The organism is Vibrio sp. 378, from assembly GCF_033339435.1.
In genome coordinates this window covers 356,833-373,294 of sequence record NZ_JAWOUO010000003.1, presented here as the reverse complement: position 1 = coordinate 373,294, position 16,462 = coordinate 356,833, and the positions used below count along the sequence as shown (strand labels likewise).

14 protein-coding genes are annotated in these 16,462 nt (G+C 44.8%); 4 read left to right on the top strand and 10 right to left on the bottom strand.

What is annotated here, in order from left to right:
* Positions 1–61: 61 nt before the first annotated feature.
* From R7Q48_RS08235 to gap, 6 genes are all read right to left on the bottom strand, one after another.
* Entirely contained in the window at positions 62–421 is a 360-nt protein-coding gene (locus R7Q48_RS08235; RefSeq protein WP_053349598.1) for a hypothetical protein, read from the bottom strand.
* Positions 422–672: 251 nt separating this feature from the next.
* Entirely contained in the window at positions 673–1,620 is a 948-nt protein-coding gene (locus R7Q48_RS08230; RefSeq protein WP_053349599.1) for a ChaN family lipoprotein, read from the bottom strand.
* A gap of 68 nt (positions 1,621–1,688) precedes the next feature.
* Positions 1,689–2,546, bottom strand: a complete 858-nt coding sequence (gene rlmA / locus R7Q48_RS08225; protein WP_256902979.1) for a 23S rRNA (guanine(745)-N(1))-methyltransferase — start codon at positions 2,544–2,546, stop codon at positions 1,689–1,691.
* A 96-nt stretch (positions 2,547–2,642) separates the two neighbouring features.
* Positions 2,643–4,679 carry a methyl-accepting chemotaxis protein gene (locus R7Q48_RS08220; protein WP_025767192.1) on the bottom strand — a complete coding sequence of 679 codons (2,037 nt, stop codon included), beginning with the start codon at positions 4,677–4,679 and terminating at the stop codon, positions 2,643–2,645.
* Positions 4,680–4,876: 197 nt separating this feature from the next.
* On the bottom strand, positions 4,877–5,761 hold the full coding sequence (locus R7Q48_RS08215; protein ID WP_017820788.1) for a D-hexose-6-phosphate mutarotase: 885 nt from the start codon (positions 5,759–5,761) through the stop codon (positions 4,877–4,879).
* Positions 5,762–5,916: 155 nt separating this feature from the next.
* Positions 5,917–6,912: a type I glyceraldehyde-3-phosphate dehydrogenase gene (gap, locus tag R7Q48_RS08210; RefSeq protein ID WP_005380697.1), complete on the bottom strand. Its 996-nt coding sequence runs from the start codon at positions 6,910–6,912 to the stop codon at positions 5,917–5,919.
* A 337-nt stretch (positions 6,913–7,249) separates the two neighbouring features.
* Between gap and msrB the strand changes: the two genes are divergently transcribed.
* Complete coding sequence (gene msrB / locus R7Q48_RS08205) at positions 7,250–7,657, top strand: peptide-methionine (R)-S-oxide reductase MsrB (RefSeq protein ID WP_005380698.1); 408 nt, start codon at positions 7,250–7,252, stop codon at positions 7,655–7,657.
* A 117-nt stretch (positions 7,658–7,774) separates the two neighbouring features.
* On the opposite strand, the gene R7Q48_RS08200 is transcribed toward msrB, so the two are convergent.
* Positions 7,775–8,596 carry a DUF2989 domain-containing protein gene (locus R7Q48_RS08200; RefSeq protein WP_053306675.1) on the bottom strand — a complete coding sequence of 274 codons (822 nt, stop codon included), beginning with the start codon at positions 8,594–8,596 and terminating at the stop codon, positions 7,775–7,777.
* A 101-nt stretch (positions 8,597–8,697) separates the two neighbouring features.
* Between R7Q48_RS08200 and R7Q48_RS08195 the strand changes: the two genes are divergently transcribed.
* Complete coding sequence (locus R7Q48_RS08195; RefSeq protein WP_005380700.1) at positions 8,698–8,982, top strand: YeaC family protein; 285 nt, start codon at positions 8,698–8,700, stop codon at positions 8,980–8,982.
* A gap of 95 nt (positions 8,983–9,077) precedes the next feature.
* On the opposite strand, the gene ansA is transcribed toward R7Q48_RS08195, so the two are convergent.
* Both ansA and sppA read right to left on the bottom strand, forming a co-directional pair.
* Positions 9,078–10,091 (bottom strand): asparaginase, encoded by a 1,014-nt coding sequence (gene ansA / locus R7Q48_RS08190; RefSeq protein ID WP_017635822.1) that lies wholly within the window; start codon positions 10,089–10,091, stop codon positions 9,078–9,080.
* 164 nt (positions 10,092–10,255) lie between these two features.
* Complete coding sequence (gene sppA / locus R7Q48_RS08185; RefSeq protein ID WP_005380705.1) at positions 10,256–12,106, bottom strand: signal peptide peptidase SppA; 1,851 nt, start codon at positions 12,104–12,106, stop codon at positions 10,256–10,258.
* A gap of 224 nt (positions 12,107–12,330) precedes the next feature.
* Between sppA and R7Q48_RS08180 the strand changes: the two genes are divergently transcribed.
* Entirely contained in the window at positions 12,331–14,343 is a 2,013-nt protein-coding gene (locus R7Q48_RS08180) for an NADPH-dependent 2,4-dienoyl-CoA reductase (RefSeq protein ID WP_005380708.1), read from the top strand.
* Between the two features lie 59 nt (positions 14,344–14,402).
* On the opposite strand, the gene R7Q48_RS08175 is transcribed toward R7Q48_RS08180, so the two are convergent.
* Positions 14,403–15,719 (bottom strand): MFS transporter, encoded by a 1,317-nt coding sequence (locus R7Q48_RS08175; RefSeq protein ID WP_256902978.1) that lies wholly within the window; start codon positions 15,717–15,719, stop codon positions 14,403–14,405.
* A 173-nt stretch (positions 15,720–15,892) separates the two neighbouring features.
* Between R7Q48_RS08175 and R7Q48_RS08170 the strand changes: the two genes are divergently transcribed.
* Positions 15,893–16,441 carry an NAD(P)H nitroreductase gene (locus tag R7Q48_RS08170; RefSeq protein ID WP_005380711.1) on the top strand — a complete coding sequence of 183 codons (549 nt, stop codon included), beginning with the start codon at positions 15,893–15,895 and terminating at the stop codon, positions 16,439–16,441.
* The last annotated feature ends 21 nt before the right edge of the window (positions 16,442–16,462 follow it).

The following is a 16,462-nucleotide window of genomic DNA, read 5'->3' as shown; positions in this document are numbered from 1 at the left end:
GGCTGCAGTAAGTGTTTGGTTCAAATAGGATTTGTTGTCGTGACGATTATCAGACTGGTTATCAGACTAATGCCAGTATGATGCCACCAACGGTAAGTGCCGCAGAAAGGTATTGACCCGCAGAATATGAGCCATCCTCTTCTTTCTCGATTTTATCGGGGTGATCCATGCCAAGCGCACCATGTGTGAAAGATTCGACCTTTTCACCAACAGATTTATCTTCTGCTTCTATTTTTTTGCTGTCGTGCTCGATTTGTTGCAGAGCGGCAAGTAGCGCTTTGCCTTCGGTCGAAAGCGTCACCTTATTGTGTTCGACTTTCAGCGGCGAAGCACTAGTTTCTTCTTGTGCAATACTTGCTTGTTTAGAGGCGACAGGTTGTTTGGCATAGCTATTAACAGAAGTGCTTCCTACTGGATTCATCGAATACTCCTTGGAACATCGACACTCGGTCACTGAGTGCGGGTAAAAAGCAGTTATATTTTTATCGGCGGCAAAGTTTATTTCTGAAGCTATTTGGATAAAAACAGGTCTGCTTTTGCCGCTTCTAGTTTCTATTGGTGATCATAAGCAAAAAATAGACCAGCAGGAAGCAGACCCTTGTCACTCTATGAACTCGAAGCGGTGTGATGATGCAACGCAACGGCAAGGTAGTAACTTAAATTGAAGACCAGCTACTTACATTGAAGATCGTTATTGCGTTTAGTTAGATGTTGATATGCCGCCATGCGGTGAGCATCTTGTACATACCGTACTGGTGGTGCGAGAACCTCTAACTGATAGTCTGTATTATCAGAAAGCACGTTATCTGTTGGGCTAATTACAACCACTTTTAAGCTCGGGTTGCGGCTTAAGATTGATGCTGCCGTACCCAACCCTTGCTCGGTGTGAAACTTGCCCGCAACATGGACAATCTGAGCGCCTGGGTTGTCGTCTAGATAGCTAACGATAGATTCCGCCATAGTTTCATCCCAAGTAACTTGAGCTGCAAACTGTTTTTCCGTCTGCTCTGGCTTACCGTGATGCATGGATGCCATGAACTTTTCTTTGTACGGACTACTACCAGTGTTGATGGCTTGTGCAATGAACATCCGCTGATCATCATCGAGCTTGTTAATGTAATCTAGCCCTTGTCGACCAATGCATCGGACAATGCTCTTTGGTGCATTTGCTGCAATGACCGGGAGATTTTTCTGCTTAGCAAACTCCACGAGAGGGCGATAGTCGCTTTCATAATTGGGCCAAGCGTTGGCTTGTTTCATTAAGTACTGTTCGCCGATCTCCCCACGTAGGTAAGCGTCAACAACAGGTTGTTTGTCGCGGGTAAATTGTTCCATAGATAACGCGAGTGAGCGGTCGTAGGACGTAAGTTGTTTGAGCATATCGGTTTGAAAGCGATGAATGCCGGCGTGTGTGTGCCATTCACCAATAAGAATGACATCTGCTTGTTGCAGCTCAATTGGCAGTTTGCTTAGAGCGATGTGCTCGCCAGAAGGGGTGTATAGTTGGTAGTCGTAAAAACTAGTGACTTCCGCTGAGGTTGCGTGAGAGTTGGTGTGCGTATATGAAGAGCAACCAGTAAGTAAGCCTGCAAAGAGCAAGCTCAAAGTAGAAAAGCGCATTGAAAAGCCTCCAAAAATGTCCGGATGATATTAATGGAGGCTGAGCAATGAATCAATATAAATGATAACTATTTGCGTTTGTTGTTTTTTTGACGTATTAATTGAGTGTTTTTTTTGCGATATACACGCAACATAAAATCAGCCTCACATTGGAAAAGTGTAGCGGATTTCAACTCTTCACGAAGAGCATCGGTTGCTTTCCATGCGAATGGCGTCATTTGCAATAAATCGACTGCGGCTCCGTTTTTCAAGTCCATAACATAGTTAAGATGCTGCTGGTGCTCTAATTCAAACCCTTCAATATGTTCTGGTTCTTCATTGTGAAGACGAACTTCTTGATAAATCCGCTCACGCAGTTGGTATAAGTGGCGACTAGCAGGAGTAACCGTGACAACAACGCCGTCGTTTTTTACAACGCGCTGCAGCTCCTCAGCTTTACACGGGGCATAAATGCGCAAAATGGCATCTAAGGATTCATTTGCGAAGGGAAGTCGGTGACTAGAAGCCACACTAAAGTTGCAGTGCGTGTAACGCTTCGCCGCGTAACGAATGGCAACTTTGGAAATGTCTAAGCCATAAATCGTGGCATGGTTCGCTTGTGTTTCTATCGTCTTTTGTACTTGATCTGTGTAGTAACCTTCACCACAACCAATATCTAATAATTGATGGGTGCTCCCCTCAGTGTATGTTGCACACAGCTGCGCCACTTCTTGGCGCATTGGGTTGTAGTAATCTCCTTCGAGGAATCGACGACGAGCTTGCATCATCTCTTTGTTGTCACCAGGATCTTTAGAACGTTTGTGGTGCGCTGGCATCAAGTTAACGTAGCCTTCTTTTGCTAAGTCAAACTGATGATTGTTTTCGCACTTAAATGTTTTTTCATTTAACGCTAGAGCTTGGTGGCATAGAGGGCATTGATAGTTCATGACGATCTCGAACAGAAAGTAGGGCGGCAAATTCTATCAAAAAGCATGGTCTCAAGTGAAACAAAAAGAGCCGACTGGGTCGGCTCTTATTAAGTATTAGTGGAAGAAGTCGACTTGCTCTTTCAAGTTTCGTGCTTGTTGTTGAAGTTCAATGGCACTTTGCGAGGTTTTTGCGCTCGTGTTGCGGCTTTCTCGGTTAAGTTCACTGATAGAATGGGCATTTGCTGCAATTTCTTGTGAAACTTGAGCTTGTTCTTCTGAAGTCGCTGCAATGGCGTCGGCTTGAGAGGCTATCGACTGCACTTGTACTGCGATGGCTTCTAATGCTGTGCCCGCGTCTTGTGCTTTGTCCAAGACCTGGTTTGCACTGCGTTGGCTGTCTGTCATCATATTAACTGCATTATGAGTCGACCCTTTTAGTTTCTCGATAATTTCCACGACATCTTGAACTGAGCTTTGGGTTCGGTGCGCAAGTGTGCGCACTTCATCTGCTACAACTGCGAAGCCACGCCCTTGCTCACCTGCTCGTGCTGCTTCAATGGCGGCATTCAAGGCAAGTAAATTGGTTTGCTCAGCAATTTCATCAATCATTTTAGTGACGGTTTGAATACTCTCGCTATCGCGATTTACTTGCTCGATAGCCGTTGCTGATTGATCCAATTGATCGTTAAGTTGAGCAACGTCGATACATACGCCTTCAACAATCGCGAGACCAGACTGACTATCGGTATTTGCTGAGCGTACGTTTTCCGCAATGCTTTCGACTTGTTGTGCGACAGATTGAGCGGAAGAGGCCATTTCTTCAATCGCTGTCACAACTTGCTCGACTTCTTGTTGTTGTCGGTCGGCTTGGGTCAAATTGCTATGTGCATCGTTGGCAACGCTGGTGGAGTTGCTCTCCACTAAGTCGCTTGTTGAACGGATCTTACCAACGAGTTCATTGAGCTGACTTGCCATACTGGCGACACCCGAGCTCAGGTTCGTAATTTCATTCTTTGATGCTTTACGAGACGCTGGAATGTTCAAGCTGACTTCGCCGCCCGCTAAGCGAGTCATGTATGAGTTTAGAGTTGTGAGAGGTTGTAAGCTGCGATTCAAGAAAAGCGTCAGTACAACAAAAGTAATGATTGCCGCTACCGAAGAAATGATGGCAATGAGTGTGAGAAGCGTGTCGCTACCTTTTGTTACTTCTTTGATAAACGTACCACCTAGCAGTTTCCAGTTCCAACCTGGAACCTCTGTGTAGACAAGATACTTTTCGCCTACGTTACCTTGGTACTCGAAAGGGTAGCGAATTAATCCACTAGATTGTTCGAAAATCTGGCCAAAAGGCTTGTGACCATTGTAGTCGGCGACTTCTAGTATTGACGAATCTGAGCCGCTTTTTGCTGGATGAAGTAGGTATTTACCAAGATTGTTTTCGTCGTTATCAACGATAATGGTGTAACCAGTGTCGCCCCATTTTATCTCTTCGAGTGCATCGAATAAGGTTTGTGTCGCTTGGTCTACTGGTAAGCCAATAAACGATAGGCCTGCTACCTTTCCTGTCGCATCTTTGATTGGGGCATAGTAGGTAATGTAGCGCTCGCCATACAATTTAATTTGAGCGTAATACGGTTGTCCTGCTTTAAGTTGCTGATAACCAGGATGGTTGATGCCTAGCGTGGTTCCGACCGCTCGCTGACCTTGTGGATCTTTTAGGGAGGTGGACACCCGAATAAAGTCGTCACCCAATGGTGCGAATAGCGTTGCTATAGCGCCGGTATCACGTGTGAAACTGTCGACCAACTTGGTGTCATTAATTAAGCTTTCACTGTATTGAGTGATGTTTGGTACTTCATGTCCCATGAAGTCAACCGTGTAATTTTCGACATAGACACCGGCAAGGTAGCCATTGCGAAAAGTAGATTCGAGGACTTTAGCGGTGTGCAGGTAAGCATCGAATTGGCCAGCAATAGTTTTTGCCATTGATTCTACTTTAGATTGGTGTTCTTTCAGTGTGCTTTCCAATAGAACATCGGAAGCGTTGCGGTAAACAAGCGCTGCAATACTGCTGAAAGCAATGAATAGACACAAAGTGATCACCAGTTTCAACTGGAATCCGACACTTTGATTTCGGTATCTCTCTAACATAGACTAATTCCTGATATTTTTATTATTTATGAGTTTTGTATCGGTATGCTATCGGTTTATATGATCAATTTTTTTGATATTTATTAATGAAACCGTCAAAAGTGACCAGTAACCAATAAGTTAGTAAAGATAGGACCATCTAAGCAGAGCTTTTATTACAAAAAAAGCCGGGTATCCCGGCCTTTATATGGTGATTCTTACTGCGCTGAAATGACAGTGACAAGTTCATGTGTCTCACCTGGTTGGAGGGTTTGACCTTGCTCAATACTTGGTGCATGAACAGCAGACTCCACACACAACATGGTTTGATAACCATCGTCAGCCATGTCACCCATGCTTTGCGCACCTTCTGCCCAAGGGTTCCATAATACTGCTGAGTTGTGGCCTTGGTTGTGTACGCTTAGCGTACGATCCAATACCGGGTCTTTTACCAAAATTTTCGCTTCTGGTTGCGTGTAAACGCGATCAATGGTGTCAGTTAGTTGTAGAACATTACCACCTTGGCATACCGCATCAGCTTTCAAGCTATCAATGTACTCGGCACCCATGCCTGTCGTTTGTGCTTGCTTAATGTCTCCAACGTTTAGGTAAGTATGTAATGCGCCAGAGAAGGTCCAAGCCTCGTCATCAATGTTCATGACTTTGAGCGTCACTTTTAGCTCATCGCCCACTTCAATCACCAAACGAGCGTCAAACATATGGGGCCAAATATCGTGGATTTCTTCTGTCGGGAACAGAGCAAGTTCAACAATCACACCGTTATGGTTCTCACGATGTTCAACCAACTCCCATTCTGCGGTGCGGGCAAAGCCGTGAGCTGGAGCAGCAATACGCCCAAACCAAGGCCAACAAACCGGAATACCACCGCGAAGAGCAGCTTTACCATCGAAGACAGCTTTTTCGCTCATCCAGATCAGATCTTCTTGACCTTTAGGCGTGAACGACACGACATGACCACCGTGTAGCGAGATGCCTGCCGTTGCTTTGTCATGAATCACGCGGACGATTTTTATCTGATCAACTTCAACGATAGTGACGTTATCAGATAGCACCGTTAGGGCTGGGAGAGTTTTTAAATCCATGTGTAGTTTCCTATCGCTGGGGAGAGCTTTTAGACGCGCTTCGCACATTAAATGCAACATCGAGCCTGCATTCTCTCAAATTCCAGATACAAAAAAGGCGACTCTAGAGCCGCCTTTTCTTTAACGAAGTTATTCGCTAATTGCTAACTTTCTAATTACTTAGAGATGTGAGCGATTAGGTCTAGAACTTTGTTTGAGTAACCGATTTCGTTGTCGTACCAAGATACAACCTTAACGAATTTGTCAGTTAGCGCGATACCAGCTTTAGCATCGAATACTGAAGTGCAAACTTCGCCGATGAAGTCTTGAGATACAACTGCATCTTCAGTGTAGCCTAGAACGCCTTTTAGTTCGCCTTCAGAAGCTTCTTTCATCGCTTTACAGATGTCTTCGTAAGAAGCACCGTTAACTAGGTTAACAGTTAGGTCAACTACAGAAACGTTAGCAGTTGGTACGCGGAAAGCCATACCAGTTAGTTTGCCGTTTACTTCTGGAAGTACAACGCCTACAGCTTTAGCAGCACCAGTTGAAGATGGGATGATGTTTTGAGAAGCACCACGACCACCGCGCCAGTCTTTAGCAGAAGGACCATCTACAGTTTTTTGAGTTGCTGTAGTTGCGTGAACTGTAGTCATAAGACCAGATTCGATACCGAACTTGTCGTTAAGAACTTTAGCGATAGGCGCTAGACAGTTAGTAGTACAAGAAGCGTTAGAAACGATGTCTTGACCAGCGTAAGTGTCGAAGTTTACGCCGTTAACGAACATTGGAGTAGCGTCTTTAGAAGGACCAGTTAGTACAACTTTTTTCGCGCCAGCAGTGATGTGCTTACGTGCAGTCTCGTCAGTTAGGAAAAGACCAGTTGCTTCAGCTACAACGTCAACACCGATTTCGTCCCATTTTAGGTCTTCAGGGTTGCGCTCTGCAGTAACACGTACAGTTTTACCGTTAACGATTAGGTTACCGCCTTCAACTTCAACAGTACCGTTGAAACGGCCGTGAGTTGAGTCATACTTAAGCATGTATGCCATGTAATCTACATCGATAAGGTCGTTAATACCTACTACTTCGATGTCGTTGCGCTCTTGCGCTGCACGGAATACGAAACGACCGATACGGCCAAAACCGTTAATACCTACTTTGATAGTCATTATAGTTGCTCCACAACTTAATTTCTGATTAAAGATAACTGGTAGTAAAATTACAGAATCCAGTAAACATCTGCAAGTGATAATCGGACTTAACTTGTTTAAAGTCAAAAAAAAGCGACGCTTTTTTTAACAATTCTTTGCAAATGTACGTTTTTTAAACTTTTAACTGATTCTTCTGCAGCCCAGTTGGCGTAATATAACTGGTGAGATAAGTGCTCTTATCAAATTAATTACGCATGGTGTCCTGGTGAGAAAGTATGTGCTACAACTGTTAAGAGAAGCAAGTTTTTTGCTAAAAAAGTCAATACCAAGAACAGTAAATAAGGAGCCGAAAGTCGTGGAACAAAGCGGGAAAAAAGTGACGAAGTCAGATGAACAGTGGCGTGAGCAACTGTCTGATGAAGAGTTCCGTGTTTGCCGAGAGCAAGGTACAGAGCCTCCTTTCAGCGGTAAGCTACTGCATAATAAGGAAACTGGTGTTTATGCTTGTACTTGTTGTAATGCCCCTCTCTTTGTCTCTGATAACAAGTATGACTCTGGCTGCGGATGGCCAAGTTTTGATGCGCCTATCAACGATCAAGCGGTGCGCTATTTAGAAGATCTAAGTCACGGAATGGTACGTACAGAGATTCGTTGTGCAACGTGTGATAGCCATCTAGGGCACGTTTTTGAAGATGGCCCACAGACCACAGGAGAGCGTTTTTGTGTTAATTCTGTGTCGTTAATTTTCAACAAATCAGAATAATAACGACAAAATTGTGCTCGAGATTGTTTTATCCTTTCAGGATGATTCAAGCTCAACAGTGATCTGAGTGTCGCTCGACTTAAATAAAAACTCCCGCTCATTGCGGGAGTTTTTCGTTTATATCTCAGTGGGTATCATTGTTGGGGAATAGATACCTTTCTCTATGGCTTTCGCCACCGATTCGGCTAATTCATCCAACTGCTTATATCGCTCTGGATGACTGAAATTGAACATACGTTGGAGCTGCTTTTCATCAGCAAGCGGTACGTCGAATCTCTTCGCGACCATTGCCCATAGATACGCTTGCTCTTTGTCTCCAAGCCCTTGATGAATACTTGCCATTGACTTGAGAATGACCGGATTGATGTTGTCTTCATCAGATAAAGACAACGCGTTATTAAGAAGCTCCAGGGTTTTCTTGGTATCTCGGTTGGTATAAAAAGTGGCTAATGCATATTGCATCTCAGCATTATTTAATTGGGGAGACCCTTCCATTTGTAAAAATGCGCGCCGAGCTTGAGTATCTCCCGTTTGAGACCATAAGAAATACAAAGTAGCCGGGTCTTCTGAGCCTTTTAACTCGTTTACGATGCGCTCTAGCTCATCAATACTGTGTACCAATGCATTAAAGCGTTGTCTTTTGAGAGCACTTTGATCAATAGGGGTGATCTGGGAGGCGAGTTCTAAGCATTTCCTATATTCAGCGACCAGACCGTATTCGATGATTTGGTTGGCCTCTGATGGGTTTTTCAATTGCTCAAACCGATGCCAAACCAAATTTGTTCTTGGAATTCGACATTGGCCGTCATCCATATTGAGCTGCTCGCAACGTAGCTCTGGTGTTTTTTGGCACAACTCTTCGGTTGTCACGTTACCTTCAAAACAGCCCGATAGCGCAAAACATGCGAGGCTGAGAAGTAACCAGTTTGTTCTTTTCATGGCTTTGCTTGTGATCCGTTACACCAATTCATTTTCGTATTCTTGACTCAGTTTCTTAACCCGTTATGTTCTGTAAATAGAATGTAATAAGAAGGTACACTATGGACGCAGAACAACTATTACAAGCGATGACTCCAGAAGTTTATGATCGCTTAGTCTATGCAGTAGAAACGGGAAGATGGCCTGAGGGTACAACACTTTCTAAAGAGCAGCGAGATTCGTGTATGCAAGCTGTGATGTTGTATCAATCAAAACATAATACTGATGCGCAGCATATGACGGTTGCAGCCGGTGGTGAAATCAGTTTTAAATCAAAACAAGAGCTTAAAAAACAATTCAGCGGAGAAGAGAGCGATATTGTTCGTGTCAATCCGAACATTGATTAATCCTTACGCCTTATTTCTCAAAATTTTATTATTTTGATTTTGAAAGAAAAAAGCCCAAATTGTATTGGGCTTTTTAGATCGCAGAAAGCTTGAACTTACAGGCTCATTTCACCACGCAGTACTTGTTGCATTCTCTCTTTTACTTCTTCGTAAGAAAGGTTTTGGCTTAGAAGGTAGTGTAGTTTTGCCAGCGCCGCTTCGGGCGTCATGTCAAAGCCACTGATAACACCAGAGTCTGCGAGCGCACAACCTGTGGCATATCCGCCCATATTCACTTTACCTGCCAAACACTGAGTCAGGTTGACAACAATAACGCCGCGCTCAGAGGCTTCTTTCAGGTGACCAAGCAGCTCAGGGTTCTGAGGAGCATTACCGACACCAAAAGTCAGAAGAATCATCGCATTCACGGGCTGACGAAGCGTGTTGCGGATAACTTCGTGTGAAATACCAGGGTACATGGTGATCACACCGATTGGTTGTGGCGTGATGTTGTGAACCTTAAACTCACCTTCTGGTTGTGCACCAACGGTTACGCTGTTGCTAACTTGAATATTGATCCCAGCTTCCAATAGTGGAGGAAGGTTTGGTGAAGTAAAGGCATTAAAACCGTCTGCATGAGATTTTGTGCTGCGGTTACCACGCATCAATTGATTATTGAAGAACAAAGTTACTTCGTTGATCGGGTAGTTTGCCGCAATATGTAGCGCGTTTAATAGGTTTGCTTGGCCGTCAGAACGCAGCTCTGCGAGAGGGATTTGTGAACCCGTTACAATCACTGGCTTACCAAGGTTTTCAAGCATGAAAGACAATGCGGACGCTGTGTACGCCATGGTGTCAGTACCATGTAGGATAACGAAACCATCGTATTTGTCATAGTTGTCACGAATATCATTCGCAATCTGCTGCCAGTCAGCAGGTGTCATATCTGATGAGTCAATCAGAGGGTCGTATTCGTGGATGGTGTAATCCGGCATTTCAGGACGATGGAATTCGGGCATGCTTGCTAATTGCTTTTCCATAAAGCCAGCAACAGGCACATAGCCGTGGTCGGATTTTTGCATTCCGATGGTACCACCGGTGTAAGCGATGTAGATGTGTTTTCTAGTCATCGTTTTTTCTTTCGTGTAGGGGAACAGAGGCGGGGATTATATACCTAAATAACCTTGAGATGCGAGGCTATACGCACAGCATCAGAAAGTCATCTGAGGAGATGCAAAGCCTAATAAAAAGGGCACTTCAAGTAGAAGCGCCCTTTGTAATATTGATGGAAAAACTACTGCACTTGGCAGTTCAAACAAAATGCGTATTGACCTTTAGGATCGTTGAAGCTTTGGAGCAAGCTTGCGTCTTGTTCGAATTGTTGAGCTACGGGTTGAAGACTTTTTGGTAGCAAGCTTGTTGCATCAATACCTAGAGAGACTTTCACCTGTTTCATAAACTCTTGCAGAAATAGTTCAGTAGGTGAAAGAGGCTCTTCTACCCAGTAAATGCCGTAATCGGTCACGTTCGCTAGTTTCGCCGCTAGCTCTACAGCATCATCAAAGTCACCCATTTGATCGACAAGACCAAAGGATAGTGCATCTTGGCCAGTCCAAACTCGACCTTGAGCAACTTTGTCAACTTCCTCTAGAGACATATCGCGATTCTCGCCAACTAGAGAAATAAAGCGCTTGTAACCGTGTTCGATACCTAATTGGAACACTTGAGACGCGCCCTCAGAAAGGCCAGTGGTAATACCGTCACCTGAGAACGGCGATGTGCCAACGCCATCAGTATTAATACCTAACTTGCTAAAGCCTTTTTCAAACGTGGTGATGACACTAAATATACCAATGGAGCCCGTCAGGGTTGTTGGTTGAGCAACGATTTTGTCTGCGCTCATTGAAATCCAATAACCACCAGAAGCGGCCAAACTCGACATGGATACAACAACCGGCTTACCTGCTTGCTTCAGAGCTTCTACTTCGTTACGAATCACTTCAGAAGCAAAGGCACTGCCTCCTGGACTATCTACTCGTAATACGACCGCTTTCACTTTTTCATCATTGCGTGCTTGACGCAGCAAGCTTGCGACCGTGTCACCACCAACAGTTCCGCGAGGTTGTTGACCGTCCATAATCGCGCCACTGGCTAGAACAACGGCGATGTCGTGCTGAGGTAGTGTGTAATCGGGACGAATCGTTGCAAGGTAGTCGTAGTAACCAATCGCGTTGTAGCTGTCTTTGCCGTCGCTACCAAACTGTTTTGCGAATAGAGTGCGAATGTCTTGGCGTGTCGCAAGTTCATCCACTAGCCCCAATTTGACTGCGAGCTGAGCAATATCGCCATTTACAGACTTCATCTCGTTAATCAGTTCATCCATGGTTGGATTAAGCACTTTCGCATCAATGTTTCGGTTTGTTGTTACGTCATCAACAAAAGCACTCCACAATTGAGTAACCCAGCGTGTTGCTGACTCTTTCGCCGCATCGGACATGTCATCACGAATAAACGGTTCGATAGCGGATTTATAAGTACCTACGCGAAAAACATGAGTAGAAACGTCAAGCTTTTCAAGTAACGTTTTGTAGTACATTGAGTAAGCGCTGTAACCTTTAATCAATACACCACCATCAGGTGCCAGATAAACTTTGTCAGCGTAACTTGCCAAGTAATATTGGCTTTGGTTGTAGAAATCACCTACGGCGTAAACGGGTTTGCCTGACGCTTTAAATTCGTTCAACGCTTTCGCGATGTAACGTAGTTTCGTGAGATTTGTTTCTGGCATGTCTCGCAGTGCTAGCACTAATCCAGACACTTTAGGATCGTCTTTCGCGTAGCGAATAGTATCAACGATATCGAAAAGGACGTTTTCTTTCGGTAGCTCATTACCCAAAAGGGAACCAGCAAAAGAGTCCATTGGGTTTACATAACGTCTTTGTTCGACAATTGGGCCTGAAAGGTTCATCACCAATGCCGATTCTTTTTCGACGACAGGTTGACCGTCTCCGGTATAAGTAAAGGCAAAGTAGAAAACGGCAATCATCAGCAAGAAAATTAGGTTTGCCAGTGCGAGTCTGATGAAAGTGATACTTTTCCATATCCCTTTAAATATCAAACCAATAAATTTGAAGAGTTTTTTCATCTTGTCTCCATAACGAGATAGTTACGCCGAGTCTAACAAAGTATGGGTTCTTATCTCTAAGATCTCAAAAGATAACATTTTTTTAGCTTATCACGACCACTCAACAATTGGCATATTTTCACACGAGATTGATCGGTGTTACAAAAATGTAAACGCTTGTTTGATTTTTTGGTTGAGCAGGCTTAATCTGGTCAGACCATGATAATAACAATGGATGTTAAGTGATGTCTGCCATGTACCCAAACCTATTAAAGCCACTGGACCTCGGTTTCACACAATTACGAAACCGAGTTCTGATGGGATCAATGCACACGGGCTTAGAAGAGCACAAAGAAGGATTACAGAAGCTCGCTGCTTTTTATGAAGAACGCGCGAAAGGCGGTGTCGGACTGATTGTAACCGGAGGTTTTTCTCCTAACTTACGCGGTCGTTTACACCCGTTGAGTGCTGAATTCAGCAAGCCAAAACATGCTAAAGCCCATAAAGTTGTGACAGAAGCGGTGCACAAGCACGGTGGTAAAATTGCGTTGCAAATTCTCCATGCTGGGCGTTATGCAATGCATCCATTCTCGCAAAGTGCATCTGGCATTAAAGCGCCAATTGCAAAGTTTGCTCCGAGTGAAATGAGCGACCGCCAGATAAAGAAAACCATCGACGCGTTTGCTAATAGTGCGGAGTTAGCACAGCTTGCTGGTTATGATGGCGTCGAGTTAATGGGCTCGGAAGGTTACTTGATAAACCAATTCTTATGTAAACGTACTAATATGCGTTACGACGAATGGGGTGGCAGCTATAAAAAACGTATGCGTTTTCCGCTAGAAATTGTTAAAGCGGTACGCAAGGCGGTGGGTGACAAGTTCATCATCATCTTCCGTCTTTCTATGCTGGATCTTGTCGAGCAGGGCAGCACTTTTGAAGACGTTATCGAATTGGCGAAAGCACTTGAAGAGGCTGGCGTCACGATTATTAATACGGGTATCGGTTGGCATGAGGCTCGAATTCCGACCATTGCGACTCAAGTACCACGTGGTGCGTTTACATGGGTTACGGAAAAAGTTAAACCTCACGTTTCGGTTCCTATTATCACTTGCAACCGTATAAATACGCCAGATGAAGCAGAACGCATTTTATCTTCAGGTCATGCCGACATGGTTTCGATGGCGCGCCCATTCTTGGCCGATCCTTACTTTGTTGCTAAAGCCGAACAGGAAAAAGCGCAGCTTATTAATACGTGTATTGGTTGTAATCAGGCGTGTCTAGATAACGTGTTTAAAGGTAAGCGCGCCAGTTGCTTAGTGAACCCTCTAGCGTGCTATGAAACCGAAATTGTTGTTGAACCAGCCTTTAAGAAGAAAAACATTGCAGTTGTTGGTGCTGGCCCTGCGGGCTTGGCTTGTGCGACCACACTGGCTGAACGTGGCCATAAGGTTGATTTGTTCGAAAAGAACGACCGCATCGGTGGTCAGTTCCGTCTTGCGATGCAGATCCCTGGTAAGGAAGAGTTTCGAGAGACGATACGATATTTCGCTAACCGTATTGATGAAACAGGCGTGAATCTGCACTTATCGACGGAAGCGAACTATGACTTACTCACAGAATATGATGAGATAGTGATGGCATCGGGTGTTGAGCCACGTAAAGTCAATATTGATGGAATTGATAACCCAGAGAAAGTCGTCGACTATCAAACTCTCATTCGAGACAAAACGCCAGTCGGTGAGAAAGTGGCTATCGTAGGTGCTGGTGGCATTGGCGTAGATGTCGCGACCATGCTCACAGAGCCAGTTGGACAAACGTTGGATGACTGGTTGCATGAATGGGGAATCGACAAGGAGATGTCTCAGCCGGGCGGTTTATACCCTTACCCTGATGCGGTCAGCGATAAAGAAGTCTGGGTACTTCAGCGTCGTAAAGGTCGTGTAGGTAAAGGTCCGGGTAAAACGACAGGTTGGATCCATAAACGTACCCTTGAAAAACGGGGCGTACATTTAGTCGGCGGCGTGTCTTACGATAAAATTGATGATCAAGGTTTGCACATTCATGTAGACGGAAGCGCGCAGGTACTTAATGCAGACAAAGTTATCATTTGTGCTGGGCAAGAGTCTGTACGTCCGTTTGAAGATAAATGGTCTGAACTTGGAGAGAAGATTCATATCATTGGCGGAGCTGACCATGCGGGTGAACTTGATGCTGTGCGTGCGATTCGTCAAGGTGTTAAATTGGCGGTAAAACTCTAGCCTTTTAATGTGTGTTTACCATAAAAGCTGCGCTTTGAGCGCAGCTTTTTTGTATAGAACTAGTCACTGATATCTGGCAGTTGTTTGGCCATTACCACGCCAGCAAAAGTAATAAAAGAGAACACTAACACCACAGCTGAAAGGCTCAAGAAGTTCGACATAACACCAAGAGAGCTCATTAGAAGCAGCATTATCCCAACCACTGTGTTACTCACGGCTACATAGCTCGTCCGTTTGTCACCTTCTGCGATATCAACTAAATAGGTTTTTCGTCCGACTCGTATTCCGTCGTGGGCAATACAAACACAAAAGTAAAGCAGAGGAATCACGAATAGGAAGCTTTGGCTAGCGGTGACCCATGTATCGCAAACAAATAACACAACACCAAGTAGCGCGCTCATCATTGCGCCTATGACCATCACACTGCGGCTAGAGCGATCGGACATTCTTCCCCAGAAAGGACCTGACACAAAGGAGGCTAAGCCACTCGCAAACATAAAGAGAGCTAGCACCCAGAGCTGTCCACCCAGAGATTGCTGTGCCAGCACAACGTAGTACGGTGCACTCAGCGCAGAACATAAAAATAGTGTCCGCGTGATAACGAATCGACGAAAGGTCACGTCTGTCTTAAGTAACGCGAGTTGTTTAAATGCTTCGAGGACGCCATTTCGACCACCGTCTACCTCACCGGCATACTCATTAATTCGCGCATAGACTAATGCCGCGATGAGCCATATGACGCCCGCTAAGCCTAAACTCAGACCGTAAAAGCGCTCTGTCGGCTCTACGTCCCATAACCAGGCTAGTGCCAGAAGGCTAGCGAAAAGCAGCGTAACCAGGCCAGCAGCGCTTGAAGACCAGCCGTTGACTTGACCTCGTTGGTTTTTAGGGATGGTTTTGCCCAATACATCTTTTGATGCGACGGAATTTAAACCGCGTGAGAGGCTGAAGATCACAAGACATGCAATCACACCATAACCCGCAGCTGCTCCTGTTAGAGTTAATGCGACCAATCCGATTGCAAATATGGAAAGAGCCTGCAAGATGCTGCCAATTACCCAGACCCATTTTCTTACTGGAATGCGTCGGATGTAGTGCGCGATGCTAAGTTGTGGGATAAGGGATCCTGACTCACGAATAGGAACCAGCCAACCAATTAAATAAACCGGTGCCCCGAGACTTTGTAGTATCCACGGCAACGTGGCTTTAGGGTTGATTAACGCATCGCCGACCTTCGTTAAAAACTGAGCGAGAATGATTTTAAGAAAGTTGCCGGGAACTTGATGACAAGCTGATTCAGGAATCGCCTTACAGGCACGGGCATCTTCGTCATTAACGATCTTTTCGTAAATGCTGTTTTGTTTGTCCTTGTTCATCAACCTGCCTATGTTCAACTTATTCATTTCGCGAATAAATTAACATTAAACCCAGATTGATGTTAAGTGAAGCACGTTATCAAGCCCACAGAAAACCGGTTGTTATTCGCAGGAGCAGATTGTGCTAAAGTGGCGTAAACAAAATAACAACGATATTCAATAAGGATTCTTTCATGGACGCTCTCGATCTTTTGCTCAATCGCCGATCTATCGCGAAGTTATCCGCGCCTGCTCCAGAAGGTAAAGCACTTGAGAACATCATTCGTGCTGGCCTTCGTGCGCCTGACCATGCGGGATTAACCCCTTGGCGTTTCGTTATCGCACAGGGCGATGGTTTGAAAAAACTGTCAGATATATTGGTAAAAGCGGCAGAAGCTGAAAATAGTGATGAAGCGGTGGTCGAAAAGGTAAAGAATGCCCCATTTCGCGCACCAATGGTGATCACGGTGATTGCTAAAGTAACAGAACATGAGAAAGTACCAGCACTAGAGCAACACTTATCTGCGGGATGCGCTGTACAAGCGATGCAAATGGCAGCCGTAGCGCAAGGCTTTCAAGGGTTTTGGCGCTCAGGTAAGTGGATGTTCCATCCAGAAGTTCATCAAGCATTTGGTTTAGAGGGTGACGATGAGATTGTTGGTTTCTTGTACTTAGGCACGCCTGGTTGTACACCGATGAAAGTTCCTGAGCGTGACCTTTCTCAGTTTGTTGAATTCCTATAACTAAAAACTTAAATAAACTGA

Excerpts from the sequence above, each read along its gene's own strand:
- R7Q48_RS08235 (WP_053349598.1), bottom strand. The coding sequence starts at position 421 with ATGAATCCAGTAGGAAGCACTTCTGTTAATAGCTATGCCAAACAACCT.
- R7Q48_RS08230 (WP_053349599.1), bottom strand. The coding sequence starts at position 1,620 with ATGCGCTTTTCTACTTTGAGCTTGCTCTTTGCAGGCTTACTTACTGGT.
- rlmA (WP_256902979.1), bottom strand. The coding sequence starts at position 2,546 with ATGAACTATCAATGCCCTCTATGCCACCAAGCTCTAGCGTTAAATGAA.
- R7Q48_RS08220 (WP_025767192.1), bottom strand. The coding sequence starts at position 4,679 with ATGTTAGAGAGATACCGAAATCAAAGTGTCGGATTCCAGTTGAAACTG.
- R7Q48_RS08215 (WP_017820788.1), bottom strand. The coding sequence starts at position 5,761 with ATGGATTTAAAAACTCTCCCAGCCCTAACGGTGCTATCTGATAACGTC.
- gap (WP_005380697.1), bottom strand. The coding sequence starts at position 6,912 with ATGACTATCAAAGTAGGTATTAACGGTTTTGGCCGTATCGGTCGTTTC.
- R7Q48_RS08200 (WP_053306675.1), bottom strand. The coding sequence starts at position 8,596 with ATGAAAAGAACAAACTGGTTACTTCTCAGCCTCGCATGTTTTGCGCTA.
- R7Q48_RS08195 (WP_005380700.1), top strand. The coding sequence starts at position 8,698 with ATGGACGCAGAACAACTATTACAAGCGATGACTCCAGAAGTTTATGAT.
- ansA (WP_017635822.1), bottom strand. The coding sequence starts at position 10,091 with ATGACTAGAAAACACATCTACATCGCTTACACCGGTGGTACCATCGGA.
- sppA (WP_005380705.1), bottom strand. The coding sequence starts at position 12,106 with ATGAAAAAACTCTTCAAATTTATTGGTTTGATATTTAAAGGGATATGG.
- R7Q48_RS08180 (WP_005380708.1), top strand. The coding sequence starts at position 12,331 with ATGTCTGCCATGTACCCAAACCTATTAAAGCCACTGGACCTCGGTTTC.
- R7Q48_RS08175 (WP_256902978.1), bottom strand. The coding sequence starts at position 15,719 with ATGAACAAGGACAAACAAAACAGCATTTACGAAAAGATCGTTAATGAC.
- R7Q48_RS08170 (WP_005380711.1), top strand. The coding sequence starts at position 15,893 with ATGGACGCTCTCGATCTTTTGCTCAATCGCCGATCTATCGCGAAGTTA.